This is a genomic window from Kribbella sp. NBC_01510, assembly GCF_045040325.1.
In the GTDB taxonomy this organism is placed as follows: Bacteria; Actinomycetota; Actinomycetes; order Propionibacteriales; family Kribbellaceae; genus Kribbella.
The window spans coordinates 4,466,189-4,492,434 of the sequence record NZ_CP109418.1 but is presented as its reverse complement, the minus strand read 5'-3'; the positions used below and the strand labels follow the sequence as shown (position 1 = coordinate 4,492,434).

General features: G+C 66.2%; 30 protein-coding genes and 2 pseudogenes. 13 read left to right on the top strand and 19 right to left on the bottom strand.

The window, feature by feature from the left end; all coding sequences use genetic code 11:
• The first annotated feature begins 338 nt into the window (after positions 1-338).
• From OG558_RS22550 to OG558_RS22540, 3 genes are all read left to right on the top strand, one after another.
• Complete coding sequence (locus OG558_RS22550; RefSeq protein ID WP_405072061.1) at positions 339-2,966, top strand: LuxR C-terminal-related transcriptional regulator; 2,628 nt, start codon at positions 339-341, stop codon at positions 2,964-2,966.
• Between the two features lie 80 nt (positions 2,967-3,046).
• Complete coding sequence (locus tag OG558_RS22545) at positions 3,047-3,292, top strand: hypothetical protein (protein WP_329482602.1); 246 nt, start codon at positions 3,047-3,049, stop codon at positions 3,290-3,292.
• Between the two features lie 45 nt (positions 3,293-3,337).
• The gene (locus OG558_RS22540; RefSeq protein ID WP_329482603.1) at positions 3,338-4,114 is read left to right on the top strand and encodes a DUF4386 domain-containing protein; all 777 of its coding nucleotides are present in this window, start codon (positions 3,338-3,340) and stop codon (positions 4,112-4,114) included.
• Positions 4,115-4,171: 57 nt separating this feature from the next.
• Here the strand turns inward: OG558_RS22540 and OG558_RS22535 are convergent, their stop codons facing one another.
• The 5 genes from OG558_RS22535 to OG558_RS22515 all read right to left on the bottom strand — a co-directional run bounded on the left by OG558_RS22535 (position 4,172) and on the right by OG558_RS22515 (position 10,039).
• Positions 4,172-4,372 (bottom strand): hypothetical protein, encoded by a 201-nt coding sequence (locus OG558_RS22535; protein WP_328522204.1) that lies wholly within the window; start codon positions 4,370-4,372, stop codon positions 4,172-4,174.
• Positions 4,373-4,379: 7 nt separating this feature from the next.
• On the bottom strand, positions 4,380-5,021 hold the full coding sequence (locus OG558_RS22530; protein WP_405072060.1) for an MFS transporter: 642 nt from the start codon (positions 5,019-5,021) through the stop codon (positions 4,380-4,382).
• A gap of 1,152 nt (positions 5,022-6,173) precedes the next feature.
• Entirely contained in the window at positions 6,174-6,842 is a 669-nt protein-coding gene (locus OG558_RS22525) for an RNA polymerase sigma factor (protein ID WP_405072059.1), read from the bottom strand.
• Positions 6,843-6,860: 18 nt separating this feature from the next.
• Complete coding sequence (locus tag OG558_RS22520; RefSeq protein WP_405072196.1) at positions 6,861-7,667, bottom strand: hypothetical protein; 807 nt, start codon at positions 7,665-7,667, stop codon at positions 6,861-6,863.
• Between the two features lie 599 nt (positions 7,668-8,266).
• Positions 8,267-10,039 carry a sigma-54-dependent Fis family transcriptional regulator gene (locus OG558_RS22515; protein WP_405072058.1) on the bottom strand — a complete coding sequence of 591 codons (1,773 nt, stop codon included), beginning with the start codon at positions 10,037-10,039 and terminating at the stop codon, positions 8,267-8,269.
• Between the two features lie 110 nt (positions 10,040-10,149).
• Here OG558_RS22515 and OG558_RS22510 point away from each other — a divergent pair, with 110 nt between their 5' ends.
• On the top strand, positions 10,150-10,476 hold the full coding sequence (locus OG558_RS22510; protein ID WP_405072057.1) for a hypothetical protein: 327 nt from the start codon (positions 10,150-10,152) through the stop codon (positions 10,474-10,476).
• Positions 10,473-10,634 (top strand): hypothetical protein, encoded by a 162-nt coding sequence (locus tag OG558_RS22505; RefSeq protein WP_405072056.1) that lies wholly within the window; start codon positions 10,473-10,475, stop codon positions 10,632-10,634. Before OG558_RS22510 ends, OG558_RS22505 begins: the two co-directional genes overlap by 4 nt.
• A 368-nt stretch (positions 10,635-11,002) precedes the next feature.
• Here OG558_RS22505 and OG558_RS22500 read toward each other — a convergent pair.
• Positions 11,003-11,392 (bottom strand): annotated as a pseudogene (locus tag OG558_RS22500) (ROK family protein); the annotation flags it as partial.
• Positions 11,393-12,127, bottom strand: a complete 735-nt coding sequence (locus OG558_RS22495; protein WP_405072055.1) for an SDR family NAD(P)-dependent oxidoreductase — start codon at positions 12,125-12,127, stop codon at positions 11,393-11,395.
• A 195-nt stretch (positions 12,128-12,322) separates the two neighbouring features.
• Here OG558_RS22495 and OG558_RS22490 point away from each other — a divergent pair, with 195 nt between their 5' ends.
• The 3 genes from OG558_RS22490 to OG558_RS22480 all read left to right on the top strand — a co-directional run bounded on the left by OG558_RS22490 (position 12,323) and on the right by OG558_RS22480 (position 14,333).
• A complete protein-coding gene (locus OG558_RS22490) occupies positions 12,323-13,096 on the top strand; it encodes an SDR family NAD(P)-dependent oxidoreductase (protein WP_405072054.1) in 774 nt (257 codons plus the stop codon).
• A 58-nt stretch (positions 13,097-13,154) separates the two neighbouring features.
• Positions 13,155-13,859: an alpha/beta fold hydrolase gene (locus tag OG558_RS22485; RefSeq protein ID WP_405072053.1), complete on the top strand. Its 705-nt coding sequence runs from the start codon at positions 13,155-13,157 to the stop codon at positions 13,857-13,859.
• A 156-nt stretch (positions 13,860-14,015) separates the two neighbouring features.
• Positions 14,016-14,333: a hypothetical protein gene (locus tag OG558_RS22480; RefSeq protein WP_405072052.1), complete on the top strand. Its 318-nt coding sequence runs from the start codon at positions 14,016-14,018 to the stop codon at positions 14,331-14,333.
• A 5-nt stretch (positions 14,334-14,338) separates the two neighbouring features.
• Here OG558_RS22480 and OG558_RS22475 read toward each other — a convergent pair whose 3' ends face one another.
• Positions 14,339-15,007, bottom strand: coding sequence for a sigma-70 family RNA polymerase sigma factor (locus OG558_RS22475; RefSeq protein ID WP_405072051.1), 669 nt, complete (start codon positions 15,005-15,007; stop codon positions 14,339-14,341).
• 168 nt (positions 15,008-15,175) lie between these two features.
• Positions 15,176-15,805 (bottom strand): NADPH-dependent F420 reductase, encoded by a 630-nt coding sequence (locus tag OG558_RS22470; protein WP_405072050.1) that lies wholly within the window; start codon positions 15,803-15,805, stop codon positions 15,176-15,178.
• Between the two features lie 174 nt (positions 15,806-15,979).
• Between OG558_RS22470 and OG558_RS22465 the strand changes: the two genes are divergently transcribed.
• Positions 15,980-16,576, top strand: coding sequence for a uracil-DNA glycosylase family protein (locus tag OG558_RS22465; RefSeq protein ID WP_405072049.1), 597 nt, complete (start codon positions 15,980-15,982; stop codon positions 16,574-16,576).
• On the opposite strand, the gene OG558_RS22460 is transcribed toward OG558_RS22465, so the two are convergent.
• Together OG558_RS22460 and ctaD are read right to left on the bottom strand one after the other, a co-directional pair.
• On the bottom strand, positions 16,551-16,880 hold the full coding sequence (locus OG558_RS22460) for a hypothetical protein (RefSeq protein ID WP_405072048.1): 330 nt from the start codon (positions 16,878-16,880) through the stop codon (positions 16,551-16,553). The two genes, OG558_RS22465 and OG558_RS22460, sit on opposite strands and share 26 nt — an antisense overlap.
• A complete protein-coding gene (gene ctaD / locus OG558_RS22455) occupies positions 16,873-18,558 on the bottom strand; it encodes a cytochrome c oxidase subunit I (RefSeq protein WP_405072195.1) in 1,686 nt (561 codons plus the stop codon). Before ctaD ends, OG558_RS22460 begins: the two co-directional genes overlap by 8 nt.
• Before the next feature lie 194 nt (positions 18,559-18,752).
• On the opposite strand from ctaD, the pseudogene OG558_RS22450 reads away from it, so the two are divergent.
• Positions 18,753-19,526, top strand: a pseudogene (locus OG558_RS22450) (cytochrome bc complex cytochrome b subunit); the annotation flags it as partial.
• 144 nt (positions 19,527-19,670) lie between these two features.
• On the opposite strand, the gene msrA reads toward OG558_RS22450, so the two are convergent.
• The 3 genes from msrA to OG558_RS22435 form a co-directional block, all read right to left on the bottom strand.
• Positions 19,671-20,219: a peptide-methionine (S)-S-oxide reductase MsrA gene (gene msrA, locus OG558_RS22445; protein WP_405072047.1), complete on the bottom strand. Its 549-nt coding sequence runs from the start codon at positions 20,217-20,219 to the stop codon at positions 19,671-19,673.
• Positions 20,216-20,686: a peptide-methionine (R)-S-oxide reductase MsrB gene (gene msrB, locus OG558_RS22440; RefSeq protein ID WP_405072046.1), complete on the bottom strand. Its 471-nt coding sequence runs from the start codon at positions 20,684-20,686 to the stop codon at positions 20,216-20,218. Before msrB ends, msrA begins: the two co-directional genes overlap by 4 nt.
• Positions 20,687-20,789: 103 nt before the next feature.
• A complete protein-coding gene (locus tag OG558_RS22435) occupies positions 20,790-21,023 on the bottom strand; it encodes a hypothetical protein (RefSeq protein WP_329474927.1) in 234 nt (77 codons plus the stop codon).
• Between the two features lie 188 nt (positions 21,024-21,211).
• Between OG558_RS22435 and OG558_RS22430 the strand changes: the two genes are divergently transcribed.
• Complete coding sequence (locus OG558_RS22430; protein ID WP_405072045.1) at positions 21,212-22,132, top strand: NADP-dependent oxidoreductase; 921 nt, start codon at positions 21,212-21,214, stop codon at positions 22,130-22,132.
• Between the two features lie 129 nt (positions 22,133-22,261).
• Here OG558_RS22430 and OG558_RS22425 read toward each other — a convergent pair whose 3' ends face one another.
• From OG558_RS22425 to OG558_RS22405, 5 genes are all read right to left on the bottom strand, one after another.
• Positions 22,262-22,498: a DUF6510 family protein gene (locus OG558_RS22425; protein ID WP_329474925.1), complete on the bottom strand. Its 237-nt coding sequence runs from the start codon at positions 22,496-22,498 to the stop codon at positions 22,262-22,264.
• A gap of 5 nt (positions 22,499-22,503) precedes the next feature.
• A complete protein-coding gene (locus tag OG558_RS22420; RefSeq protein ID WP_405072044.1) occupies positions 22,504-23,178 on the bottom strand; it encodes a ferredoxin reductase in 675 nt (224 codons plus the stop codon).
• A 47-nt stretch (positions 23,179-23,225) separates the two neighbouring features.
• Positions 23,226-23,822, bottom strand: coding sequence for a sulfite oxidase-like oxidoreductase (locus OG558_RS22415; protein WP_405072043.1), 597 nt, complete (start codon positions 23,820-23,822; stop codon positions 23,226-23,228).
• Positions 23,822-24,319, bottom strand: coding sequence for a Dps family protein (locus OG558_RS22410; protein WP_405072041.1), 498 nt, complete (start codon positions 24,317-24,319; stop codon positions 23,822-23,824). Before OG558_RS22410 ends, OG558_RS22415 begins: the two co-directional genes overlap by 1 nt.
• 66 nt (positions 24,320-24,385) lie before the next feature.
• On the bottom strand, positions 24,386-24,781 hold the full coding sequence (locus OG558_RS22405) for an MmcQ/YjbR family DNA-binding protein (protein ID WP_405072040.1): 396 nt from the start codon (positions 24,779-24,781) through the stop codon (positions 24,386-24,388).
• 94 nt (positions 24,782-24,875) lie between these two features.
• On the opposite strand from OG558_RS22405, the gene OG558_RS22400 reads away from it, so the two are divergent.
• Positions 24,876-25,415 (top strand): carboxymuconolactone decarboxylase family protein, encoded by a 540-nt coding sequence (locus tag OG558_RS22400; protein WP_405072039.1) that lies wholly within the window; start codon positions 24,876-24,878, stop codon positions 25,413-25,415.
• 4 nt (positions 25,416-25,419) lie between these two features.
• Positions 25,420-26,241: an isocitrate lyase/phosphoenolpyruvate mutase family protein gene (locus OG558_RS22395; RefSeq protein WP_405072037.1), complete on the top strand. Its 822-nt coding sequence runs from the start codon at positions 25,420-25,422 to the stop codon at positions 26,239-26,241.
• Positions 26,242-26,246: the final 5 nt, after the last annotated feature.

The following is a 26,246-nucleotide window of genomic DNA, read 5'->3' as shown; positions in this document are numbered from 1 at the left end:
TCACCGCGGCAGATCCGGGCGAGCGTGGCCGCCCTCACCGCGGCATGACCGGCAACCGCCTCACACGTGTGGTCAGATGGTCTCGAGCGAGCTGATGGCACGATCAGTTACCGGAACCAACCGCTGTCTCGCTGGCAACAAGTGCTTGTCGACGGCACATGGAGACTGGCTCCTGAGGGGAGATGGTCATGGCAGGCCCACTGCTCGAGACCAAGCTCCACGTCCCCAGGGGACGACGCGGTCTGGTAGCGCGTCCGAGACTGAGCGAGCGCCTGAGCCGCGGGGCGGAGTCGACGCTCACGCTCGTCTCAGCTCCGGCCGGGTTCGGTAAGACGACGTTGCTGGCCGAGTGGCTGGCAGGCGCGCCTGCCGAAGGACGGTCCGCGGCGTGGCTCTCGCTCGACCGGCGCGACAACGATCCCGCCCTGTTCTGGTCGTACCTTGTCGCCGCGCTGCAGGCAGCGTCGCCGGGGGTCGGTGCCGGTGCGCTCTTGCTCCTGCAGTCGTCTCAGACGCCGATCGAAGCGGTCCTCGCCACTCTGCTCAACGACCTCAGCGCCAGCTCGGACGACGTCGTGCTCGTGCTCGACGACTACCACGTCATCGACGCACGCGACGTACAGGACGGGATGGCCTTCCTGCTGGAGCACCTCCCCCCACAGATGCACCTGGTGATCGCCAGCCGCGCAGACCCGACGCTGCCGCTGTCTCGCTTGCGAGGGCGCGGCGAGCTCGTTGAGATCCGCGCCGCCGATCTGCGCTTCACGCCTGACGAGGCCGCGGCGTACCTAAACGAGGTGATGGGACTGGTACTGACGGCGCAGGACGTCGCAGCGTTGGAGGGGCGCACGGAAGGGTGGATCGCCGCGCTCCAGCTGGCGGCGCTCTCGATGCAGGGCCGCGCCGACATCGCAGGCTTTATCGCGGGCTTTGCCGGGGATGACCGGTACATCATCGACTACATGGTCGAAGAGGTCTTGCAGCGCCAGCCCGACAATGTCCGCAGCTTCCTGCTGAAGACCTCCATCCTCAGCCGGCTGAGCGGCCCGCTCTGCGATGCCGTGACCGGCCAGCACGGCGGCAAGCCCATGCTGGAGGCTCTCGATCGGGGGAACCTGTTCCTTATCCAGCTCGACGACCGCCGCCAGTGGTATCGCTACCAGCATCTTTTCGGAGACGTGCTGCGAGCGCATCTGCTGGACGAGCAGCCTGACCGCGTCCATGAGCTGCACCTGCGCGCGAGCGACTGGTACGAGCGGAACGGCGAACGATCCGAGGCGATCCGCCACGCGCTGGCCGCCGAGGATTTCGAGCGGGCGGCGGACCTGGTCGAGCTGGCGATCCCGGCCATGCGCAGGAGCCGGCAGGAGTCCACAATGCGTGGCTGGCTCGAGGCGCTTCCCGGCGAGGTGGTCCAGGTCAGGCCCGTGCTGATTGTCGGGTATGCCGGAGCGTTGCTGCTGGGCGGCGAGCTCGAAGGCGTGGAGGCGCGGCTGGAGGACGCCGAGCGGTGGCTGGACACGACGACCGGTACCCATGTGGGACCGGAAGCCTCGCCGGCGGGGATGGTCGTCGTCGACGACGAAGAGTTTCGAGGCGTCCCGGGGACGATCGAGCTGTATCGCGCTGCTCTGGCCCTGGCCCGGGGCGACGTGCCCGGCACCGAGGGGCATGCCCGGCGGGCGCTCGAGCTTTCGCCTGAGGAAGACCACCTCCGGCGCGCATCGGCATCGGGGCTGTTGGGGCTGGCGTACTGGACGAGCGGAGACCTGGATCAAGCGCACCGGGCGTATGCCGACTGCATGGCGGGGCTGCGGCGGGTCGGGCACGTCGCCGACACCTTTGGGTGCGCGATCGCGCTGGCGGATATACGGCGTAGGCAAGGCCGGCTCGGCGACGCGATGCACACCTACGAGCAGGCCTTGCAGCTCGCATCCGAGCAGGGCGGGTCGGTGTTGCGGGGGACGGCGGACATGTATGTCGGGATCAGCGAGATCCACCGCGAGCGGAACGACCTGCCTACCGCCACGCAGTACTTGCTGCGGAGCCAGGAGCTCGGCGAGCACCTCGGGTTGCTGCAGAACCCATACCGCTGGCGGGTCGCGATGGCTCGGGTACGCGAGGCTGAGGGGGATCTGGGCGCCGCACTCGACCTGCTCAATGAGGCGGAGCGCCTGTATGTCAGTGACTTCTTCCCCAACGTGCGGCCGGTCCCGGCGTGGAGGGCACGGGTCTGGGTCGAGCAGGGGGCGTTGGGTGAAGCGATCGGCTGGGTGCGTGAGCAGGGTCTTTCCGCCACGGACGACCTCAGCTACCTGCGCGAGTTCGAGCACATCACCCTGGTCAGGGTGCTCTTGGCCCAGCCCAGGGCAGAGCGTGCAGAGGGCTCCATCGACGAGGCGACCCAGCTCTTGGATCGGCTCCTGCAAGCAGCAGAAGAGGGGGGAAGGACGGGGAGCGTCATCGAGATCCTGGTGCTGCAGGCGCTTGCCCACCAGACGCGAGGCGAGATCCCGGCTGCGCTTGTATCGCTGGAACGTGCGCTGACGCTGTCTGAGCCGGAGGGCTACGTCCGAGTGTTCGCGGATGAGGGCGCACCCATGGCCATACTGCTGAGAGCTGCCGCACGGGTAGCACCTGGCGAACAAGAGGGGATCGCCCGGGACGATGTGCGTCGGCTCCTGGCGGCCGTTGACAAGACTGAGGACAGCCCTCCCGTCAGTCAGGGCTTGCCCGAGGACCGACAGGGTTTGGTTGAGCCACTGAGCAAACGCGAGCTGGAAGTGCTTCGGCTGCTCGGGACCGACCTGGACGGCCCGGACATCGCCCGCGAGCTCGTGGTGTCCCTGAACACCGTGCGGACCCACACCAAGAACATCTACGCCAAGCTCGGCGTGAACAACCGTCGGGCAGCGGTGCGCCGGGCCGAGCAGCTTGACCTGTTGTCCCGGACCCGCGACCGCTGAACCCGGCGCCGGCCAGATCACCACATAGATCACCACACGTGGTGATGCCCGCTCACCACATCCGTTCCTACCTTTCGAGCATGCGAACGAACGGACCGTACGAAATCCGCCTCAAGGGGCACCTGGATTCCCGATGGGCCGGCTGGTTCGACGGACTGACCATCACCAACGAGAACGACGGCACCACCCTCATCCAAGGCTCGGTGGTCGACCAGGCCGCGCTGTATGGCTTGCTCCAGAAGATCCGCGACATGGGCCTGCCGCTGGTCTCGGTCACTCAGGTCGAGCCCGACCAGCCCGATGTACCCACCGCCGATCCTCGATAGCTCATCAACCCACTAAAGATCAATCGCGAAAAGGGATAGACCGACATGGCCACCACCGTCCAGACCGCAGCAACGAAACGAGTCCCGAAGGACCCAACGCGAAAGACCTCGCTCGTCGCGGGCATCTTCTACCTGATTACCTTCGTCTCAATCCCCACACTCGCCCCCCCAGCCCTCTACAGCTCGGTGAAGGGCAAGGACTTCATCATCAGCTCCGCCGCCGACACCCCCGCCCTATGGGGCTGCTTCCTCGAGGTCATCGTCGCCCTCGCCGGCATCGGCACCGCCATCACGCTGTATCCGGTGGTCAAGCGACAGAACCAAGGCATGGCGCTCGGCTTCGTCGCCTCCCGCACCCTTGAAGCCGCCATGCTCTTCACCGGTGTCGCGAGCCTCCTCTCGCTCGTGACCCTGCACCAGGACCTGGGCACAGCGGCCGGAGCCGACGCAGCCTCGCTGGCCGCCATCGGCGCGTCGCACGTCGCGACCTACCACTGGGCGTTCACGCTCGGAGGGAGCCTCATGCCGGGCATCAACGCCATCCTGCTGGGCACCTTGCTGTACCGATCCGGCCTCGTGCCACGCGTCCTTCCCATGATCGGACTCATCGGAGCCCCACTGCACCTCACCGCGGTAGTTCTGACGATGTTCGGCGTCGTCGACCGGGTCGGCACGGTGACGGGGATCGCCGTCATCCCGATCGCCTTGTGGGAGCTCTCGCTGGGCGTCTATCTGATCGTCAAAGGCTTCAAGCCCTGCCCCATCACAGATGCCATCCGCGAAGAGGCAACCCCGCCCGCCTACCGCGAGGTCGCCGTCTGAGCGTCGAAAACGCGGCCGGGCCCACGAGGGGCCCGGCCGCTTCGTCGATGTGGGCGCTCAACGAACACCCTTCACGGGCAGGATGGCGAATGCTCCGATGATGGCGCAGAGCCCGGCGATCGCGTAAAGCACGCCGTAGCTGCCGCTGCTGATCGCCAGGATGGCCGGCGCGATCGCGGGCGCGATGGAGAACGGAAGCGCGCCCGCGATGTTGAACAGGCCGAGATCCTTGGCAGCGTTGTCCTTGTCCGGCAGCACGTGACAACTAGCGCGAGGTCGACGGCCGCATACACGCCGAAGCCGAGTCCGCCGATGGCCATCCCGACCAGGAAACCGTTGAAGCTGCTGGCGATGGCTTGTCCGCCTTGGCAAGCCGGCGATCCTTCAACGTGACCGCCAAGAGGAGGATGAAGAATCCGCCGATCGCGCACGGGGCCAGGAACATGGTGAGCTGGTTGCCGGTGAAGAGCTTGACCACGAAGGTGCCGCTCACCGACGCGATGGGCACACAGACACCCAGGACACCGGAGACCTGACCGCGTTGAACGACCGAGACCTGGTCTGGTAGCACCGCCACCATGGCGGCGAGCAGTGCGTTGAAGAACACCTGGGCGATGCACCATCCGAGCAGGACGACCGGGATGTTGGGTGCCAACGCGACAACGAGGACGCCGAGGGGGCCGACCACCAGGCCGATGGCCATCCATGGCCGCCGCATGCCCAGCTTCGACGAGGTGCGGTCGCTCATCTTCCCGAAGAACGGATTGGCGAGATTGACAGCAGGGAGCCGGTCGCGGCGACAAGTGCCAAGCTGTTCGGTGCCTGTTTGATCCCCACGAGCGCGTTGACCTTCAGTGCCAAGGTGACCAGCAGCGGCGCCCGGCGGCGAAACTGCTCGCGATCTCATCAGGCTGAACGTCCGCTATTCGGCAGATCCGTACGTTGTCGGCCGGTCGGGTGCTGCCTCCGCGCCACGCGCTGCCGGTTGGGCCACCTGTCGACGTCGGACCGACGACCTTCTCATTACGAGGAAGAACTACAGCGTCGCATCTGCTCTCCACCAGCGCTTCTAGCAACGCGGCCTCCCCCAGCGAGCGCGAGATTCCCCAGGCGTATCCGTCGTTTCGTGCCACGAGTCATGCCATGCATCTCGACCACCCGGGCTCGGCTCACGCCTGGTCGGCCGACCAGGTGCACCAGGCGCCGGACTTCTGATCCGTAGGAGCCTGCACGTGCTCACGTGTCACGTCGCCGAACCTAGCCGACCGCCGCGTGCCTGGCTGCTCCGTGCTCGCTGCTCGGGGTCGTTGGGGTCGCGGAAACGTCCCGAGACCGGCATCGTCGAGGTCGAGCGGACCGTGTCCCTGGGCGGGACCGTCTCGTTGGGATCCCGCGTGGTGCTGGTGGCGTGGATGCTGGCCGGCCGGTCGGGGTGTGGATCGAGGACGGTGCACCGCTGCTGTTCTTCTGGGCCGTGCATGGGACGGCAATGGGCGCCCGGACAATTCGAGGCCAAAGGCCAGGTATCGGGCCCTCAATGGTCCAACTCGGCGGGTGGCATCTTGGGGGGAAGACCGCTACTGAGGCGAAGAACAATCTCAGGATTGTGCTGGGGACTCGGGCGACGTTGAGCGTGCCTGCGGAGATTGAGCCTCAGACTCGGGTGTCCGTGGTGGCTGAGCTGTTTCTGGCTGAGGTGAAGGAGGTTGGGAAGCAGGATGTCGGCCAAGACCGACTCGGATGGAAGAGCCAGCACGTCGTGCCAGCTCCAGCGTCGCTGCACACCGGTCTCCGACGTGACCGTCAACTTTGTCCTTGGGGATCAGTGGAGTCACGCTCGCTGACAACACCGGGAAGTCGTCGGTGAGTTGCTGGCCAGGTGGGAGTCTGTGATCATCGGATCCGCTTCTGCCTTCGAACCCGCGGTTGATGACCGCCATCTGAACCTCCTCGCCGGCAGATCTTTCATTCTGCCCCGGACTGCTGCTCGGCCAACCTGAGGTCCCCCCATCGATCGGGTCGGTCCGCAGAAATCGATCCAGTGCCGTCGAGACGTTGCTCATGCGATCTGCTGCTCCGGCAAGTAGCCGGCGTCGACCAACGCGGTCCGCAGCTTACGGCGGGCGTCGAACATCATCTTGTAGATCGCGTTGTGTGTCGCGCCGAGCTGATCAGCGAGGACATCGGTGGGCATGCCCTTCAGCACCATCGCGACAAAGACCATCCGTTGCTTTGCCGTCAGCTTCTCGTCGACGGCGCGATGCACGGCATCCATCAGATCCCGGCTTTCGGCATGCGACTCCGGCTCGATCCCCACTCGTGCGGGAAGGCGCTGCCAGTCCTCGTCGTCGAACGCAACATCAGCCCGCTGCCAGAAGTGCCGGTGGACCTTGGCGGCCACGTCGAAGATCACGAACTTGTACGCCCAGGTGGTGAACTTGCAATCACCGCGGAACGTCTCGACTTTGCCGCAGATCGCCAGCAGGGCGTCCGCGGCGGCCTGGTGTGCGATGTCGTCCAGCTCCGGGCCGACGAGTCGCAGCCTAGCCGCCCGCCGCCCGGCCTCTGCCCTCGCTGCCCGCTGGAGAAACTCGTACAAGCGTCGGCTCGCAAGCTCACGCCGATCTCCACCGCTGCTCAAGTCGCGAACCCAGGCACGGTTCTCCCGGGCCACCTCTGGAGAGACGACCCGCACCTGCGACAAGGACTCGGAACACTCGCTCTTCATGGATCTCCGCCGATCAACTCAACGCAGTGACCACAGGTCCGACACACCTGTGTCGACCGGTGAAACAGCAACATGGACGCCATCGTCCATTCGGGACTCCATCCAGCCAGCACCCAAGCGGCGACGTGTCAGGCGCGGACTCGTCACCTCCTTCCGCGAAGATGCGTCATTCATCGCACAGGAGCTGAAGGAGCTAGGCACCGTCACGCTCAAGTCGGCCTGACTGCAAACACAGCATCGCTCCCCCGCGACCTCCAGAGACATCTCGACAGGTGGGCTATATCGTCCTGTTCCATCGTCCGAGCAGGTAAGGTCCGGCATCCGATGTGAGATCGCCTCGAGCTCGCATGCTCCGGTGTCCTGGTCGCGGTGGCATGGCGGTCGGTCGGTTTGGCTCGCCAGGGCGTCACGATCATCAGCCCCGGCAACGGCCGAGCCGACGCCCTCGGCATGAGCCCAGCCGACACAGGAAGCAGCGCGCAGCGATCGGCACAGATCCTCACAATGCTGATCGACAGCGACACCACGGGCACCACTCGACAACCTCACGCAAAGGTCAGCCGCGGAGATCTCCGGGAACGGAATGATGCTGAGGAACAGCTTCTGCCACTCCAGCCAGCGCTGCTGGACCTGCCGGAACATGTTGCCCCGGATCGCGCCGTCCATGGCGCCGTACACCTGGTTGCCCTTCTCCTCCTCCATCGGGAAGCACGACCGCATGATTTGCTTCAGCGGATCCTTCTTCCGCACCGTCTCGAACGTGTAGTCGGTGCCGAACCGGACCGCCGCGGTGACGAAGGTCGGCTCCCACCACAGTTCGGTCATCTTGGCATGCGCCTTGGTGAGACTCTGCCTGCTCATGGACTGCCTCCAGGGTCGGGAGCCGGCCGGGGGGTGGAACGGCTCCGGAGGTGGGCGTTAGAGCGATGAAAGCGCAGCGACGACGGACTTGCGTCTCAACATGAGATACGGGTCACACCCTTGCGGATTTACCTTGGGTCATGTTCCGTTGACTCCAGGTCCCAGGGTTCAGAACAGCAGCGTTGGGGACCGCGCCCCTTTGCCACAGGGACCATCACCGAGCGGCGGAACGCCGCCTGGACCTTCCAGCCGATGTAGCTGATATCAAGCGGGAAGACAGCTTGTCCTGGAAGGGAGCCGCGCTGTCTTCCCTCTACCTGTTACCGTCTCCGGCGCTTAGGCCACGACCGCAAAGAACTAGGTCGCTGTTAGCGGTGGACGCAGGCGACGCCGAGCCGCCTTCTCGGTGTCATTGGTACCTGCCGTCACCCTCGTGTCCTGCTCCACTGCGGTCACAGCTGGCCGACGCCCGCCGGCAGGTCCCGGCCATGGTAGGTGACTAGGTGCGCAGTTCCGTCGGCCAGCCGGTAGGACAGGCGGCTCCAGCACGAGTACCGCCCGGATCAGATGTATTCGTCCGGGGTGATCTCGAAGAGCCTGATCTTACGGTAGATCGACGCCCGCGAGATCCCGAGCGACGTGGCCGCCACGTCCTTGCGACCCTCGCCGGCGCGCAGCGACCGCACGATGGCCCCGCGCTCGAGCCATTCCATCGGGGTAAGCCGGCGGCGCAGCCCGCGACCGAAGCGAGCCGGCAAGTCGGAAATGTCGAGCTTGTGGAGATCGGTGGCACGCAGCATCTCGGCTAGCAGGTCGTTGATCTCGGCCACGTTCCCCGGCCAGCGTTCGTGCTGGAGCCTGGTCATCAGCTGCTCGGTGACCGCGACGGAACGCGTTCCGGGCTGCCGGGCGAGCAGCGCCGCGACGATCGCCGGGAGATCCTCGATCCGCTCCCGCAGCGGCGGTACTAGCACGGTCGGAACGCCAGTGGTGCCCAGTTCGGGCGTGATCGGGTCGCCCTCAGCGACGCAGACGGTCAGCGCCAGCCAGCCGGCGTCGGTGACCGCTCGCACCTCAGCGCACAGCCGGTCGAGCGCGTTGGCCGTCAGGCGCTCGCCGTGCTTGACCATGACCGGCGACCCCGCGCGGAGCGCTGCGCCGACGTCGGTGATCAGCCGGTCGAGATCGTCCGGGCCAGCATTCCGGACCGCGTCACGAACGACGACCATCTTGCCCGCGGCATGCAGTTGCAGCGCCGCCTCCACCAAGGCGGCCTTGCCGACCCCGGGCTCGCCGATCACCGCGAGCGGATCGCGTTGCGCGCAATGCCGGCTCACTCTCCGCGCCGCATCCAGCACCGCCGGAGTGCTGGCGGCGAATCGGGGGAGCATGCCTGCCACCGGTCTCCTTCGGGCGGGCGGCCGGGGCGTCGTACCGGACGGGAAGGCCAGCGCGCCCACAAGCTCGTTGCCGCGGCGCACAGCGCGGAGCCGAAGCATCGTCTCCCTGCCGTCGGACATGGTCAGCGGTGTCTCCGCGGCGTCCGACCGCCCGAGGGCGTCCCGCACCATGGTCCACGTGTCACCGTGCTCGACCGCGCCGATCACCCGCGCCACCTCCGGCGTCGACATCCAGACGCTGTCGCTGATCGCGAGGACGGCGGATCCGGACCGCCGTGAGGCACCGAGGTACTCGTCCAGCAGCATCCGCTCGCCCTGTCCGCGGAGTGCGACCAGCCGCGCCTCGACCACGGCCACCGCCTGTCGCACCAGCGCCGCGAGGGCCGGGTTGGCGCACGCGGCCCAGGTGGTGATATCCAGCACGCCGACGAATCGGTGGCTGAACGGGTCACGGACCGGGGCGCCGAAACAGGCGAAGTCCTGCAGTGGCTCGGAGAAGTGCTCGTGTCCGCGAACCGCATACGCTCCCCGATCCTCGAGGGCGCTGCCGATGCCGTTGGTCCCGACATGGTGCTCGGCGTAGCTGAACCCTGGCGCAAGCAGGACCGAGTCGAGCCGGCGCTCGAAGTCACCGTCCCCAGAACGGCGGAGCAGCACCCGCCCGCGACTGTCGGCCAGGATCGCCGAGACGGGGCTGCCGGCCACGTCCTGGGCGACCCCGTCGACGACGGAGCTTGCCGCCCTGGCCAGACGTGAGGCGAGGTTGACGTTCTCGACGTACGAGGTGGTGAGCTCGTTGGCGTCGACGCCGTCGTCGGACGAGCGACGCCACGAGGCGAGGATCTCCGCGCTCGGCCCCTCGATCTCCTCGATCCGCCCACCGGTCAGCAGCCGCTCCCTGGCCCGGAGCAGCGTCGCGCCCCAGTCGTCGGTCATCGCCGAGAACCTCACCGCCTCTCAAGGTGAGACGCGGAACACACCGCATGGCCACTTTACTCCCATGAAGACGCGATCTCGGCAGCTGCCGGCCGACAGAGAGGGCAACGATGACCGTCGATCTCACCCCCGCGACCTCGCTGTCCACCGTGGCCGGTTACGGGTTGGCGCCGAGCCGCGGGATCCTGAACAGCGCCGCCCACATCATGCCTGCCGGGCCTGCGTCGCACTCGACCGAGGCGCGCGACCAATTCAGCGGTCGCGCAGAGATCGGGGGTGACGTCCGAGGCGAGGAGCTCCGCACTGGGGTCGGCGCGCTCAGGGAGCCGGCCGTCATCAACGGCGGCCACGGCAGCGAGCATTGTGTCGAGGTCCAGTGCACCGCCGACCACGCAGTCACGACCGTGGCCTCCCGTTGGGCGAACGCAATCTGGTGAACGACCACACCCACGAGCACGGCTACTACCGCCGCCTGGACGGGACGTGCAGTTACTGTGCGGACACGCACCCGGCCGAGCCCGCCATCCGAATGCAGGTCTTCGACCGCGAGACCGGCTCTTGGATCGTCGAGTCCGTCCTGAGCGAGGCGGCGTGATGCGCCATCCTCTACTCCACCGCGCGAGTCCTCGATCACCTCGCCGCCGAAACCGTCTAAGCCCTGTGAGACCTGCGCGCCAAGCCAACCACGACCACGACACGACGCGCCGGGCAGTGAGTGCCCGCAATCAGCCGCCGCGTCGCCGAATACCTGCATTGCGAGCCCCCTTGTTGGGCCGCCCGGCCGTGTTGGCGCCCACTGGAGCTAGCCCCTGCTAGGCGGCAGTAGGTCCACCTCCGGACGCGGTCCCGGCTGACGGGCATCCGCCCGCTGGTTTGCGCTACTCAGGGTCGTGGTCGGCGGCTGCCCGGGGGCAGAAGCTGTTCGGCGATCTCGTCAACAAGAGCCGGTAGGTTGTAGTTGGCCTACTCGGTGAACTTCTCGTGCGCGGCCATCGCCGCGCCGACGATGCCGGCGTTGTTGAGCAGCTGAGCCGGCTTCACCGGAGTGGAGATCTCGAGCAGCGGCACCCACTTGTCGGCGTGCCTGCTGACCCCGCCGCCGACCACGAACAGGTCGGGGGTGAACAGGTTCTCCACGTGCCGAAGGTATCGCTGCACTCGCTTGGCCCACTGTTTGTACGACAGGCCCTCGTTGTCCTTCGCCGCCGAGGAGGCCTTCTCCTCCGCGTCGTACCCGTCCAGCTCGAGGTGACCGAGCTCGGTGTTGGGCACGAGCTGGCCGTCGAGCAGCAGCGCGCTGCCGATACCGGTGCCGAAGGTGAGCAGGATGACCACGCCGTCGACGCCCTTGGCTCAGTCCGTTGAGTCATACGCGACGTTCCAGACCTGGCCCGTCCGGGCCGTGGCCAGGTGATGCAGCAGGGTTGTCGCCTGCCGGCCGGAGTCGGCGCCGCCGGCGTCCTTCTGACTGATCACGAAGCGCCGGATCAAGGGGTCATCGATCGCCTCCGGATCGATCGCGGCGATCCAGGTCCGCAGTGATTCGCCCATCTTCTGTGCGCGGAGGGCGTTGACCGTGATTCCGGTCCCGACCAGCTCGGTAGCAAGGTACGCGGTGTGTGCCTCCAGCGCGGCGACGCAGGCCGCGTAGATGTTTCCGCCGGGCCACGAGTCCAAGTCGCCGACGACGCCGCAGACATTGGCGATCCGTCCCCAGCCCTGACGGATCATCGCCGGGATCACCGCGCCGGACAGCGTCACGACACTCGCGACATTGATGCTGAGGGCACGCAGTACGGCCGCCGGGTCGAGATTGGCTACCGGGCCCAGCGGTGCCACCGTTGCAGCGTTGTTGATCAGGATGTCGACCTCGCCGAAGACCTGCTCGACGCTCTGGACGAGGCCGGGAATCGACCAGGGATCAGCCAGATCGGCGGTGAACCCGGACGCCTCGCCCCCGGCCGACCGGATGGCGTCCACCGTGGCGTCGGCGCGAGCTCTCGAGGTCGCGACCACCGCGACTGCCGCACCGGCGGCACCCAATTGCTGGGCGATGGCCCGGCCGACCGCGCGACCTGCGCCTGTCACCAAAGCAACTCTGCCGACGAAGGCCCGTGCCGGGCTCAGACTTCCGTGCATGTTAGTTGGAGTCCGGACAGCACCTGTCTCTTACTTGCCGCGCCGCGATCAGGATCCTCAGAAGCGGTAAGACCGGGCCCTCGATCGGCACACAAGTAGGAACATCCGGGTCATTCCGGCCCGTACGGATCGAGGGAGACGGTCATGAGTGGATACTTCGAAGGTCGCAAGCTCATCGTGGTCGGTGGGAGCAGCGGCATGGGACTGCAGACGGCACGTGACGTTGCCGGGCAAGGCGCCACTGCCGTGATCGTCGGGCGCCAGCAGGCCAAGGTCGACGAGACGGTCGCTGAGCTCGGCAAGAAGGGTGAGGCCTGGGGCATCACCGCGGACCTGGCGGATCGCAAGCAGGTCGAGGACGTACAGGCACAGCTCGCCGCGGAGCACGCGGATGCGACGCTGCTGGTCAATGCGGCCGGCTTCTTCATCCCCAAGGGATTCCTCGACTACAGCCAGGAGGACTACGACGCGTACCTGGAGCTGAGCCGGGCCACGTTCTTCCTCACCCAGACGGTGGTACGGGGAATGCAGGCCGCAGGCTCCGGCGGCGCGATCGTCAACATCGGCAGCATGTGGGCCCACCAGGCGATCGCGGCGACGCCGGCGACCGCCTACTCGATGGCGAAGGCCGGCCTGCACGCGCTGACCCACAACCTCGCCATGGAACTGGCGGCAGACGGCATTCGCGTCAACGCGGTCGCTCCGGCGGTCGTGGCCACTCCGTTGTACGAGGGCTTCGTCCCCGCCGACAAGCTCGAAGAGACCGTGAAGAGCTTCGACGGCTTCCACCCGCTCGGACGGGTCGGAACCGCGCAGGACATCGCGTCCTCGATCGTGTTCCTGCTCTCACCGGAGGCGAGCTGGATCACCGGAGCGATCCTGAACGTCGACGGCGGCGTCATGGCCGGCCGCAACTGACGGCCCGCGGCCGAGCGCGCGCTCGATCACATCCGGCTGGAATGAGCGTGGAGTGTCGATGACGAGTTTTCGGACCGTGTCCGCCGGCGGGATGGAGGTCTTCTACCGCGAGGCCGGCAAACCGGGAGCACCGAAACTCCTGCTGCTGGGCGGATTCCCCGCCTCGTCCCACCAGTTCCGGAACCTGATGCCGGCGCTGGCCGACAGGTTCCATCTGGTCGCGATCGACTACCCCGGCTGCGGAAACACCGAGCTGCCCGATCCGGCCAACTGGGAGTACACCTTCGATCATCTCGCCGAGATCGTCGACGAGACGTTGCTCGCCATCGACTTCGCCGGACCGATGGGCCTGTACATGCAGGATCACGGCGGTCCGGTGGGTAACCGGCTGATCTCGCTGCATCGGGACTGGTTCCGGTGGCAGATCATCCAGAACGCCAACATCTACGAGGAAGGGCTCACCGAGCTCTGGGACGGGCTGCGGAACGGCCTCGGGGTCGGCCGCAGCACCGAACCACCGATCGACGTCCTCCTCGAACCGGAAACGGTGCAGGCCATCTACCTCACCGGCCACCCCGATCCGGCGAAGATCAGCCCGGACAACTGGAACCTCGACCTGCACTTCCTGACCCGGCCGAACGCGCGTACGGCGCAACTGGAGCTGTTCCACGACTACCGGACGAACATCGCCATGTACCCGGCCTGGCAGGCGCGACTGCGCCGGGACCAGCCCAAAACGCTGATCTGCTTGGGGCCAAGGTGACATCTTCTTCACCCCCGCCGGCGGAGAGGCCTATCTGTGCGAGCTCCCCGACGCGAAACTGGTCCGCCTCGACTCCGGACATTTCGCGTTGGAGGACTGCCTGCAACAGATCGCCGACGAGATCAGCACGTTCTACGACGAGGTCGTCAGGTCCTGATGCTGACGAAGCCGTGGCGGGTCCGGCTGATGATTGAGGACCGGCTGGCAAGAATCGATGTCTGTGGAGTGTTCGACGCCCGGACCGCGACCGCGGTCCGGGCCGAGTTCCACGACCTCGCCGTCCTCGCGGAGGCCGTACTGCTCGATCTCGGAAAGGTGACCGGCCTCGCGGAAGGATTCGACCTGCCGGGCCTCGTCGACGAGATCCAGCGGCACTGCTGGATCGCGGGATGCCGGCTGTATCTCAGCGCGACGCACCCAACGGTGACGGCAGCCTTGTCAAGACAAGGCTTCTCGTACTGCGGCGATCGCTGAGCTGCTCAAGCGAGCTGTTGCTCCGGTAGGTAGCCGGCCTCGATCAGAGCGGCCCGCAGCTTGCGGCGGGCATCGAACATCATCTTGTAGATCGCGTTGTGCGTCGATCCGAGCTGATCAGCGAGCACATCCGTCGGCATTCCGTTCAGCACCAGCGCGACAAAGACCAGCTTCTGCTTCGCCGTCAGCGTCTCGTTGACAGCGCGATGCACAGCCTCCATCAGATCCCGGCTCTCGGCGTGAGCTTCTGGCCCGATGCCGAGTCGCGTTGGCAGCCGTTCCCAGTCCTCGTCGTCGAACCTGACCCCGGCCCGCTGCCAGAAGTGCCGGTTGATCTTGGCGGCCACGTCGAAGATCACGAACTTGTACGCCCAGGTGGTGAACTTGCAGTCACCGCGGAACGTCTCGACCTTGCCGCAGATCGTCAGCAGAGCATCCGCGGCGGCCTGGTGCGCGATGTCGTCCAACTCCGGTCCGGCGAGCCGCAGCCTGGAGGCGCGCCGCCCCACCTCTGACCTTGCCGCGCGCAGGAGAACTTCGTACAGGCGACGGCTCGCGCCTTCGCGCTGATCTCCGTCGCCGCTCAGGTCGCGGACCCAGACCTCGTTCTCCCCCGCGACCTCTGCAGAGACGACCCGCACCTGCGTCAACGACTCGGAACTCTCTCTCTTCACTGGAATCTCCCGCGATCAACGCACCGTAGTGACCACAGGTCCGGCACGTCCGTGCTGATCGACGAAACGATAACATGGACGATACCGTCCATTCATGAGGCCGTCCAATCATCGCGATCACCAGCCCTAAAAGGCATTGACTGATCGTTTCACCGTCAGAGAACGGGTCTAAACCGTCCTATTCACCGACACCGTCAGCAGCGAGTCGTAGGTCCCGGCGGCCAATGGACCATCGGGCTGCTGCAGGGCGCTGCCGGTCGACAAGCTCCCCAGGTCGACCGCGGCGTAGCCGATGTCGTCGATGAGAGCGCCGACCGCCGCTCGGGCGTCCTCGTCGTCGCCGGACAGGAACATCACCCGCCGCCCCGCCTCGTTCGCGGGCGGCAGGGCCAGTACCGAGGCCGGCAACGTACAGAAGGTTTTGACCACCCTCGCGCCGGCGGCGGAGGCCTGTACGACCTCGCTCGTCGTCAGCCCGCCGAGCTCGTACCGGCCCGGCTGCCGAAAGTGGCTCGCGGGTGCAGTGGCATCCACGAGGATCCGGCCGTGCCATGGCGGCAACTCCTCGAGCAGCGGGACGACCGCGGGCCACGGGATCGCGAACACGACGAGATCTGCGGCCGCGACAGCGCTGATCTCGAGCGCACTGACCTGGGGGCCAAGCTCCTCCACGACAGGTTCGAGCGTCGCCGGGCCGCGGCTGTTGCACAGTACGACGTCCTGGCCCGACGCGACGATATGCGCGGCCAGCGCTCGCCCCACCGCACCGGAGCCCACGATGCCGATCGTCGCTGCCATCGATGACGACCTGTCCCTCGGGGATAGCGGGCCGGACGAACTGCGAGAACCCCGGAAGGTCGACCGGCCGGTCCGACACGAATGTGCATCGAGGTCGCCGGACGGCGACCTCGTCATTGCTAGACGGTGTCGCGGGTCTGCGGCGCCCTTACTCCCCGACGAATCGAGACCCGGATGGACGACCTCGCCAGGATCCGCGACGAGATCAGGAACCACGCTTCGAACGCGTGGGCGACGGAGCGCGGGTACGAGCCGATCTACTCGGCGTCACCGAGGTCAAGGATCGTTGTCATCGGCCAGGCCCCCGGCAAGCAGGCTCAGGAGAGCCAGGTCCCGTGGAACGACCCGAGCGGCGTCAAGCTGCGGCAGTGGCTGGGCGCCACCGACGCACAGTTCTACGACCCGGACACAATCGCTCTGCTGCCGATGGACTTCTACTATCCGGGCAAAGGCGCCCACGGCGATCTCCCGCCGCGGGCGGACTTCGCGCCGTTGTGGCACCCGAGGATCCTGAAGTTGATGCCGGCCGTCCGGCTCACCGTTCTGATCGGGAGCTATGCCCAGAAACATTATCTGGGGACCAGCGCCAAGAAGAACCTCACCGAGACCGTCCGCGCCTGCCGGGACTACCTTCCCGACCGGATTCCGCTCGTCCACCCCTCCCCGCTGAACTTCCGCTGGCAGGCCAAGAACCCGTGGTTCGAGACGGACGTGATTCCCACGCTGCAAGCGCTGGTCGCGAACGCTACTCGTAGCGACCTTCGAACGTGACACCGTCGCTCAGGCCGGTGAACCTGAGTCCGACGATCCGCGTGTCGTCGACCATCCAGCGAAGCGCGTAACAGGCCCGATACGACGGCGGCCAGAACGAGCAGAACCGCCCCTGGTCGTCGAGGTACCACTCCCCTGGACTGTCGCCGCCGCGCTCGGTGTAGGTCGTCTTCCCGTCGGCCGTGAAGACCTGGGTCGCACCGTCGGTGTACACCAACCGGCGGGCAGTCACCGCCTTCGGGATGTCAGCAGCCGCAACCGCCGCACCGTCCTCGGCCCGAATCCCCTGCAATACGTCATCCATCGTGACCAACGCCTTCCTTGCTCGACTTGCCTTCGATTCCTTGGTGGCCACTGAGGCTCGCGTGCTTACTGGTCGCGTGGGGGTGATGGAGGTCGAAGGCGGGCGAATCCGATCGGATCCGCGGCAGCTTCTCGAAGTTGTGCCGCGGCGGCGGCGAACTGGTCGCCCACTCCAGCGACCGGCCCCAGCCCCACGGATCGTCGACACCCACCTTCGGCGTCTTCCGCGACTTGTAGACGTTGTAGAAGAACGGCAGCATCGACAGGCCCAGGATGAACGCACCGATGCTCGAGATCTCGTTCAGCACGGTGAACCCCTCGCTCGCCTTGTAGTCGGCGTACCGCCGCGGCATGCCCTCCACTCCGAGCCAGTGCTGCACCAGGAACGTCGTGTGGAACCCGATGAACAGCAACCAGAAGTGCAGCTTGCCCAGCCGCTCGTCCAGCATCCGGCCGGTGAACTTCGGCCACCAGAAATAGAACCCGGCGAACATCGCGAACACCACGGTCCCGAAGACCACGTAATGGATGTGCGCGACCACGAAGTACGAGTCCGACAGCTGATAGTCCAGCGTGGGTGAAGCGAGGATGACGCCGGTCAGACCGCCGAAGAGGAAGGTGGTCAGGAAGCCGACCGACCAGAGCATCGGGGTCTCGAACGAGATGGCGCCACCCCACATCGTGCCGATCCAGTTGAAGAACTTCACCCCGGTCGGGACCGCGATCAGAAAGGACATGAACGAGAAGAACGGCAGATTCACCGCGCCGGTGACGAACATGTGATGCGCCCACACGGTCGTGGACAGCGCGCCGATGCCGAGTGTGGCCGCAGCCAGTCCCACGTAGCCGAAGATCGGCTTGCGGCTGAATACCGGCAGGATCTCGGTGACGATGCCGAAGAACGGCAACGCGATGATGTACACCTCGGGATGCCCGAAGAACCAGAACAGGTGCTGCCACAGTATCGGCCCACCGTTCGCCGCATCGTAGATATGAGCTCCCAGGGCCCTGTCTGCCTCGAGCATCAGCAGCGCACCGGCCAGGGTCGGGAACGCGATCAGCACCAGCAACGAGGTCACCAGCACGTTCCAGCAGAAGATCGGCAGCCGGAACATCGTCATGCCCGGACCGCGCATGGTGATGATCGTGGTGATGAAGTTGACCGCACCGAGGATCGTGCCGAGACCTGACAGCCACAGGCCGAGAATCCACAGGTCTCCACCGACCCCCGGCGAACGCGCAGCGGCAGACAATGGCGAATACCCTGTCCATCCCCAGTCCGCTGCACCGCCTGGGGTCGCGAAGCCGCCAATCGTGATCAGGGCGCCGAACAGGTAGAGCCAGTAGCTGAACATGTTCAGCCGCGGGAACGCGACGTCCGGAGCACCGATCTGGATCGGCATGATCACGTTCGCGAAGCCGACGAACAGCGGCGTCGCGAACAGCAGCAGCATGATCGTGCCGTGCACGGTGAAGAGTTGGTTGTAGACCTCCTCGTTCACGATCTGCAGACCCGGCTTGACCAGCTCGGCCCGAATGATCAGGGCGAGCACTCCGGCCAGCAGAAAGAAGCTGAACGAGGTGATCAGGTACAGGGCGCCGATCCGCTTGTGATCGGTGGTGGTCAGCCACCCGGCCAGCTTCGTCCCCGGGTACGTCCCGGCCGGCGACGTCTGCACCTCGCTGAGGGCAGCCCGCTCAGATGTAGTCACAGCAGCTCCGCAGATCGTCGCGACAAGTTAATGGACGATACAGTCCTCATCATTGACGCGGCAAGCGTCACAAAATAAGACTGTGTGCGACGGCAGCGAGCCGCTAAGAGGACGATATAGTTCCTTTGCTCCAGGCTCATGGTTCCCCAGAGGTGAACGCAATGGCTGATCAGCAACTCCCCACACCGGTCGAGTGGCTCGACGCGCGCGTGGGCATCCTGAAATCAGGTACGAAGAAGGACGGGTCCGGAGGACTTCGCAAGGTCTACCCGGAGCACTGGTCGTACCTGCGCGGCGAGATCGCGCTCTACAGCTTCGTCATCCTGATCCTGACCGGCATCTTCCTGACCTTCTGGTTCAAGCCGTCGATGGCCGAGGTCGAGTACCAGGGCTCGTACAGCCTGCTCAAAGGCCTGCACATGTCGGAGGCGTATGCGTCTACGCTGAACATCACCTTCGACATTCGCGGCGGCCTGCTGATCCGGCAGATCCACCACTGGGCCGCGGTGCTGTTCATCGCGTCGATGATGGTGCACCTGCTCCGCATCTTCTTCACCGGCGCCCTCCGCAAACCACGCGAGCTGAACTGGCTGATCGGCTTCGGAACCCTGTTCCTGGGCATCATCGAGGGCTTCATCGGCTACGGTCTGCCCGACGACCTGCTGTCCGGCACCGGTCTGCGGATCACCAACGGCATGATCCAGCCATCACCCGTCATCGGCACGTACCTGAAGTTCTTCATCTTCGGTGGCGAGTTCCCCGGCGACACGTTCGTCCCACGCTTCTTCACCGTGCACGTCCTACTGCTGCCTGGTCTGCTGCTTGCACTGATTACCGTGCACCTGTTGCGAGTACACCGAGAAGCACCAACCCATCTCCATCTACGAGGCCTACTCGCTCACGGCCCGCGACCGGCTCATCCCGTACGAGCTGGAGCCGGACACCGACGACAACGGCGTCCGCGCCCCGCGCCGGGCCCTCAACAAGGCCCGCGCCACCCTGTCCCGGTTCTACGACTAACACGCAGAGAGGGCGTGCCCATCGCCTCAGTGATGGGCACGCCCTCAGGGGTTATGGACTCAGGCGGTAGTGCGGTGCGGAAGGACCCAGTTCGGGCGGGCGAAGTGGCACGTGTAGCCCGCTGGGTACGTCAGCAGGTAGTCCTGGTGCTCCGGCTCAGCCTCCCAGAACGGCGCCTCCGGCTCGATCGTGGTCACCGCCTTGCCGGGCCACAGCCCTGACGCATCGACGTCCGCGATCGTCTCGCGGGCAACCTTGTCCTGCTCGGGGGTGAGCGGGAAGATCGCCGACCGGTAGCTCGTACCGATGTCGTTGCCCTGGCGGTTCTTGGTCGACGGGTCGTGGATCTGGAAGAAGAACGCCAAGATGTCACGGTAAGTCGTCTGCCCCGGGTCGAAGACGATCTCGACCGCCTCCGCGTGCCCGGGGTGATTGCGGTACGTCGGGTGGTCGTTCTGCCCGCCGGTGTAGCCGACGCGTGTGTCGAGCACGCCGGGCTGCCGGCGGATCAGGTCCTCCACACCCCAGAAGCACCCGCCCGCGAGAACCGCGGTCTCTGTGCCCGGCGGGCGGGTGATCTCGCCGGTGTCGTGAATTCCACTCGTCATGATGCGTGCTCCTCCGTACTGGTGGCCTCGAACAGTGACCGGTACTCGCCGTAGCTCTGTGCCTCGAGCTCTGCGACCGGGACGAAACGCAGCGAGGCGGAGTTCATGCAGTACCGCTGACCGCCTTCGGCGACGGGGCCGTCACCGAAGACATGGCCGAGATGGCTGCCGGCGCCGGTGGACAGCGCCTCCGTACGGACCATCCCGTACGACTTGTCGGTCTCCGTACGGACGGCGTCCGCCGCGAGCGGCCTGGTGAAGCTCGGCCAGCCGGTGCCGCTGTCGTACTTGTCGGTCGACGAGAACAAGGGCTGTCCGGAGACAACATCGACGTAGATCCCGGCCTCGTGGTTGTCCCAGTACTCGTTCCGGAACGCGGGCTCGGTCGCGCCGTCCTGAGTGACGCGGAACTGGTTGGCGGTGAGGCGGCTCAGCGCCTCCGGAGTCTTCCTGTAGTCGTGAGACACGATTTCTCCCTCTCTGACGTCGCTGGCTGCGCCGTCACTATGCACAACACCGTGGGCTGCTGAATTGGTCCCGAGTTCCGCGAAACCCGCCGTGACCGCGATCTCAGTCCGGGGGGAGTTCGGCTTCCCGCACAGCGGCAAGCAGCCCGTCCACATCCCCCGCGCAGGCTTCACAGGCAGCCAGGTGCGCAGCGACCCCTGGGTACTGTTCGGCGGCGTCGACGCCGGCGGCGAGCAACTCGGCGTACAGGTGCATGACAGCCATCGCCTCATCGCACCCGACGTCCCGCGGGTCGGTGGCCAAGAACCGCTCGAGCCTCTCCCGCGACGCGGTCATGACCTCTCACCCTCCGTCTGTCTGTGATCAGCAGCCGGTTCTGATAACGGTTAGTGGTCGTGCGGGTCGGAATCTTACGCCCCGCAGCGAACTCGGCCTGTGTGGTAAGACGTCGAGGGTGGCGTGCCGCCAACGCATATGAACCGAAAGTGCGGTGCAACTAGGAGCTGGATCCAGGGAGGTTCCGGATGAGGGCAATTGTAGTGGCGGACGAGAGCGCAGGGACGGGTGGGATGACGCTGGCCGAGCGTCCCGACCCGGTGCCGGCGATCAACGACGTGGTCGTCGAGATTCACGCCTCGGGCTACGTTCCGACCGAGGTCACGTGGTCGTCGACGTGGACCGATCGCACCAACCGCAACCGGAAGCAGCCGATCCCCGGGCACGAACTGGCCGGCGTGGTCACCGCGCTCGGCTACGGCACGACCGGACTGTCCGTCGGTCAACGGGTGTTCGGCCTCGCGGACTGGCACCGCGACGGCACCCTCGCGGAGTACGTGGCGATCGAGGCGCGCAACCTCGCGCCGCTCCCGGGCGACGTCGACTTCACGGTCGGCGCGAGCCTGCCGATCTCCGGACTGACCGCGTGGCAGGGGCTGTTCCAGCACGGCCGCCTCGAGGCTGGGCAGACCGTGCTCGCCCACGGCGCGGCCGGCGCCGTCGGGACGATGGTCACGCAGCTCGCCCGTGAGTTCGGTGCGTACGTCATCGGCACCGGTCGCGCCGCCGACCGGGAGAAGGCGCTCGACTACGGCGCCCACGCCTTCGTCGACCTCGACAACGACTCGCTCGAAGACATCGGCGGCGTCGACCTGGTGTTCGACGTGATCGGCGGCGACATCCAGAAGCGGTCCGCGGCCCTGGTCCGCCCCGGCGGAACCCTGGTCACCGTCGTCGGACCACCCGAGGCACGCCCCGCGGACGGCCTGGCGATCGACTTCGTGGTCGAGGCCGACCGCGGGCAGCTCATCGAGATCGTCCAACGCGTCCGCGACGGCCGGCTGCGGACGAACATCGGCACCGTGGTGCCCATCGACGACGCCGTAGCCACCTTCAACTCCACCGAACGAACCAAGGGCAAGATCATCATCGGAATTCGTTCCTACTAAGACCCGCAGCACAGCGACGGGCCTCGCGGATCAAATCAGCCGCGAGGCCCGGTGCGACGGGGAAATGACCCTCATTTGATGTGGCGGAGTCAGGGAGCGATCTCGAGTCTGGTTCGTCGTACGTCAGTGCTAGGCCAGTCCCGGCGTATCGATGCAATACATGCCGCGGCGTTCGGTGAGCATCAGAAGAATCGTGTCGCAGTCCCTGCATCGAGCCACCGTGCCGGGACCGGACATGTACACCGCCATCTCGGCCACCACACCGGTCTTCCCGCATCCGGTGCACTTGTATCCCATGGTCGTCATGTCTCGCGCGAAAAGATCGTGCATGACGCCCGCGATCGCATTGCCGTCGAGAGGTTGCATTGTCGTCACCCTCCTGTCCCGCCGAACCGTTCGGTCCGGATCCGTTCCGGGTCATGCCCCAAAGAGACCATGGCCGCGGCCGCGGCCTCGACGAACGCCGTCGGTCCGCAGATGTACGTGAGCGGCTTCTCCCCGGCCGGCCATCCGGTGGTGGCCAGGAGTGCCGGGTCGATCCGTCCGCGGTAGCCACGCCAATCGTCCGGGGCCTCGCGAGTCAACGTGACCGAGACATCAATCAGGTCGTCCGCAGCCAGCTTGAAGAGTTCCTCGCGGTAGATCAACAGTTCGAGCGACCGCGAGGAGCACAGCACGCGAACAGGCACCCGGCTGCCGCTCGCGCGGTGATGCCGGACCATCGACCGGAACGGAGTCATCCCCGATCCGCCACCGATCAGGAACAACGGGGCGCCACCGGGCTCGTTCTCCCAGACGAAGTATCCGCCGACCGGGCCCCGCAGCTCGAGCTCGTCCCCCGGGCGCAACTCGTCCACCAGATAGGGCGACACCTCGCCGTCCTCGAGTCGCTCGACGGTGAGTTCCAGGTACGCGTCCTCAGGCGCCGACGCGATCGAGTAGCTCCGCTCCGTCTGGTACCCGTCAGGTGCCGTCAGCCGCACATCCACGTGCTGACCGGCGCGGTGTCCGGCCCAATCGGGCATGGCCAGCGCGATGGTCTTCACCCGCGAAGTCTCGACGGTGATCGAGACCACCGTTCTGGTCTGCCATGTCAGTCGCCCTGGTAGCGCTGCTCTTTCCACGGGTCTCCATAGTTGTGATAGCCGAACATCTCCCAGAACCCGGGCTGATCCGCGCTGCGCAGCTCCACCCCGCGGATCCACTTCGCGCTCTTCCAGAAGTACAGGTGCGGTACGAGAAGTCGCGCCGGGCCGCCATGCTCCGGATCGAGCGGCCGGCCGTCGTACTCGTCCACAATCCAGGCCTTTCCGCCGCGGAGATCCGCCAGCGGGACGTTCGTCGTGTAGCCGCCGTCGCAGAACGCCAGCGCATGTGACGCTTGGCCCGACGCGGCATTGAGCAGGGTGTCGAGCGAGACGCCCGACCAGGTCGTGTCCAGCTTGGTCCACTTGGTCACGCAGTGGATGTCGACGGTGACCTTCTCGTGGGGCAGCGCCTGGAACTCCGCCCATGACCAGGAGACCGGCTCGTCCACGGTCCCACGGATCGTGAAGTCCCACTTGTCCAGTGGCGTGTACGGCGTCGGCCCGGCGGACAGTACCGGGAAGTCCCGGGTCAGGTACTGGCCCGGAGGTACGCGCGAAGACTCGGCCGGTCGTCGGCCGAGGAAACCTCTGGTGACTGCCATCAGGCCTTCTTCCCCAGCTGCACACGCAGCAGCCACTGGTGCTTCTCCAACATCCCGACCACCTTGATCAGTACGTCCTGCGTCACCAGATCCGCCCCACCGACCGAGCCCAGCCGCTCACGGATCCGCTCAGCCACGGCCGCGACCCGCCGACCGAGCTCCCAGACCACCGCGTGATCGGCCGACGACTGCACCTCGACAGGTTCGACACGCGATCCGGATGCCACTGCCGAGCTCTGCCCATCGGGTACGAATCCCAATGTCACTGCTCGCTCAGCCACAACATCCGCGAGCTCGCGCCACTCCCCCACCAGCTCGTCGAGGAACAGATGCAGGCTGTGCGCAGCCGCCCCGACCACACTCCAGTGCAACTGCTTGCCGATCAGCGACAGGTCAATCAGATCCTGCAGCACGACCTGCAACTCCGCACCGACGGCCGCCCGCTCGTTCGGATTGTCCAGCGGCGGCAACTGCACCGAGTTCGCAACAGATTCCATAGCCATACCCCACCTGTGTCATGGCCAGCACCGGACCTTTCCTCACCGCCCGCACCAATCGCCACATCACGTCCCGCGGTGCGCCACCAACTGGTAGGAGTCAGTGACGAGCTGCTTCACCAGGATCTCGTCCACGGTGCCCCCGCCTTCCACCGTGATCCAGTGCTTCTTGTTCATGTGATAGCCGGGGGTGATGTCTGCGTACTGCTCACGCAGGGCCACCGCGTTGTCCGGATCGGCCTTCAGGACCACGACGGGCCGTCCTGGCAGATCCGTGATGAGCATGAAGACCTTGCCATGCACCTTGTAGAGGTCCCAGTTCGGGTCGAGACGATGCTCCAGGTCGGCGCCCGGCAGGTTCACGGCGACGTGATCTGCGAGCTTTTGCAGCTCTTGCGTTTCCAACGTGATCAACTCCGTCCTCGCTTCGAATGGCAGGCGTTGTTCGTTGGTGGCGACCACGATGCGGATCTTTCGATCTGCACTTGTGGCAGTAAGAACCGGGGCCGGCCGGACACCAACCATTCGCAATCCCCCTACCGGAGGCTGATTCGCTGTGTCACGACTGAAGACCCCCGCGCTGGACGATCTCCCGGCCGGCCCGCGGCAGATCCTTGACAAGGTTGGCGCGCAGCTCGGGTTCGTCCCGAACATGTTCAAGACCATTGCCTCGAACCCGACCGTCCTCGAGGTCGTCACGAGCCTGCAAGGCACGATGAGCCGGGATCTGGACGCTCGCACCCGGCACAGCATCGCGCTGGCCGTGTCGCAGGTCAACGGCTGCGATTACTGCCTGGCCATCCACTCGTACTCCTCGTCCGAATTCGGCGGCATGTCGAGCGACGACATCGACCTCGCCCGCGCAGGCAGCTCGGTCGATCCCAAGCGCGCCGCAGCGGCTCGCTTCGCTCAGCAGGTGGTCGACAGCCGCGGACAGGTCCGCGACGCCGACCTCGCCGCGGTCCGGGACGCCGGGTACTCCGACCCGGAGATCCTGGCGATCGTCACGATCGCGGTGCAGGCGCTGCTCACGAACTTCATCAACAACGTGAACCAGACCGACATCGACATCCCCGCCGTCAACGCGGTCGGCTGACGCGATGAGCTCCGAGTTGTATGAGAAGTTCATGGCGCTGCACACCCGCGACGGTGGCCTCGTCCTGCCGAACGCCTGGGACGGGCTCTCGGCATTGATGCTGGCCGACGCCGGTTTCGAGGCGATCGCGACCTCGTCGGTAGCGCTGGCAGCCACGCTCGGCAGGCCGGACGGACGCCACGAAGTCACCCGCGACGAGCATCTGGAGCATGCGGGACTGCTCGGCCGGCTCACCGGGCTGCCCATCAACGGCGACTTCGAGGACGGGTACGGCGAAACGCCCGAGGACGTCGCAGCGACGGTCGAGGCCGCCGTCGAGTACGGCCTGGCCGGTATCGGTATCGAGGACACCTCGGGCAATCCGGAACAACCGATTCGCGACTTCGACGAAGCCGTCGAACGCGTACGTAGCGCGGTCGACGCGGCCAAAGAGCGGATCGTCGTCACCGGCCGTACCGACAACTTCATCCAGGGCCGCCCAGATCTCGACGACACCATCCGGCGTTTGACAGCCTTCGCCGAAGTCGGCGCGGATGTGCTCTACGCCCCGTACCCACCTGACCTCGACGCGCTGAACGCGATCATCACCGCGGTCGCACCGACACCGGTCAACGTCCTCGTGTCGCCGGCGGACAACGTGCTGACGGTCGCTGAGCTGCAGAAGGCCGGCGTCAAGCGAATCAGCCTGGGTCCGTGGCTCTACGTCCACGCAATGGGGGCCCTTGAAGAAGCCACCAAGGCTCTGGTCGCGGGCGACCTGGCCTCGGCTGCGACCGGCATCAGCTTCGAGCGCGTCGGCGAACTACTTGCCCACAGCAAGAACTAGACCCT

Coding starts and splice junctions, on each gene's coding strand:
- OG558_RS22545 (WP_329482602.1), top strand. CDS start 3,047: ATGCGAACGAACGGACCGTACGAAATCCGCCTCAAGGGGCACCTGGAT.
- OG558_RS22540 (WP_329482603.1), top strand. CDS start 3,338: ATGGCCACCACCGTCCAGACCGCAGCAACGAAACGAGTCCCGAAGGAC.
- OG558_RS22530 (WP_405072060.1), bottom strand. CDS start 5,021: ATGAGATCGCGAGCAGTTTCGCCGCCGGGCGCCGCTGCTGGTCACCTT.
- OG558_RS22525 (WP_405072059.1), bottom strand. CDS start 6,842: ATGAAGAGCGAGTGTTCCGAGTCCTTGTCGCAGGTGCGGGTCGTCTCT.
- OG558_RS22520 (WP_405072196.1), bottom strand. CDS start 7,667: ATGACCGAACTGTGGTGGGAGCCGACCTTCGTCACCGCGGCGGTCCGG.
- OG558_RS22515 (WP_405072058.1), bottom strand. CDS start 10,039: ATGACCGACGACTGGGGCGCGACGCTGCTCCGGGCCAGGGAGCGGCTG.
- OG558_RS22510 (WP_405072057.1), top strand. CDS start 10,150: ATGACCGTCGATCTCACCCCCGCGACCTCGCTGTCCACCGTGGCCGGT.
- OG558_RS22490 (WP_405072054.1), top strand. CDS start 12,323: ATGAGTGGATACTTCGAAGGTCGCAAGCTCATCGTGGTCGGTGGGAGC.
- OG558_RS22485 (WP_405072053.1), top strand. CDS start 13,155: ATGACGAGTTTTCGGACCGTGTCCGCCGGCGGGATGGAGGTCTTCTAC.
- OG558_RS22480 (WP_405072052.1), top strand. CDS start 14,016: ATGCTGACGAAGCCGTGGCGGGTCCGGCTGATGATTGAGGACCGGCTG.
- OG558_RS22470 (WP_405072050.1), bottom strand. CDS start 15,805: ATGGCAGCGACGATCGGCATCGTGGGCTCCGGTGCGGTGGGGCGAGCG.
- OG558_RS22465 (WP_405072049.1), top strand. CDS start 15,980: ATGGACGACCTCGCCAGGATCCGCGACGAGATCAGGAACCACGCTTCG.
- OG558_RS22460 (WP_405072048.1), bottom strand. CDS start 16,880: ATGGATGACGTATTGCAGGGGATTCGGGCCGAGGACGGTGCGGCGGTT.
- msrA (WP_405072047.1), bottom strand. CDS start 20,219: ATGACGAGTGGAATTCACGACACCGGCGAGATCACCCGCCCGCCGGGC.
- OG558_RS22435 (WP_329474927.1), bottom strand. CDS start 21,023: ATGACCGCGTCGCGGGAGAGGCTCGAGCGGTTCTTGGCCACCGACCCG.
- OG558_RS22430 (WP_405072045.1), top strand. CDS start 21,212: ATGAGGGCAATTGTAGTGGCGGACGAGAGCGCAGGGACGGGTGGGATG.
- OG558_RS22425 (WP_329474925.1), bottom strand. CDS start 22,498: ATGCAACCTCTCGACGGCAATGCGATCGCGGGCGTCATGCACGATCTT.
- OG558_RS22415 (WP_405072043.1), bottom strand. CDS start 23,822: ATGGCAGTCACCAGAGGTTTCCTCGGCCGACGACCGGCCGAGTCTTCG.
- OG558_RS22410 (WP_405072041.1), bottom strand. CDS start 24,319: ATGGAATCTGTTGCGAACTCGGTGCAGTTGCCGCCGCTGGACAATCCG.
- OG558_RS22395 (WP_405072037.1), top strand. CDS start 25,420: ATGAGCTCCGAGTTGTATGAGAAGTTCATGGCGCTGCACACCCGCGAC.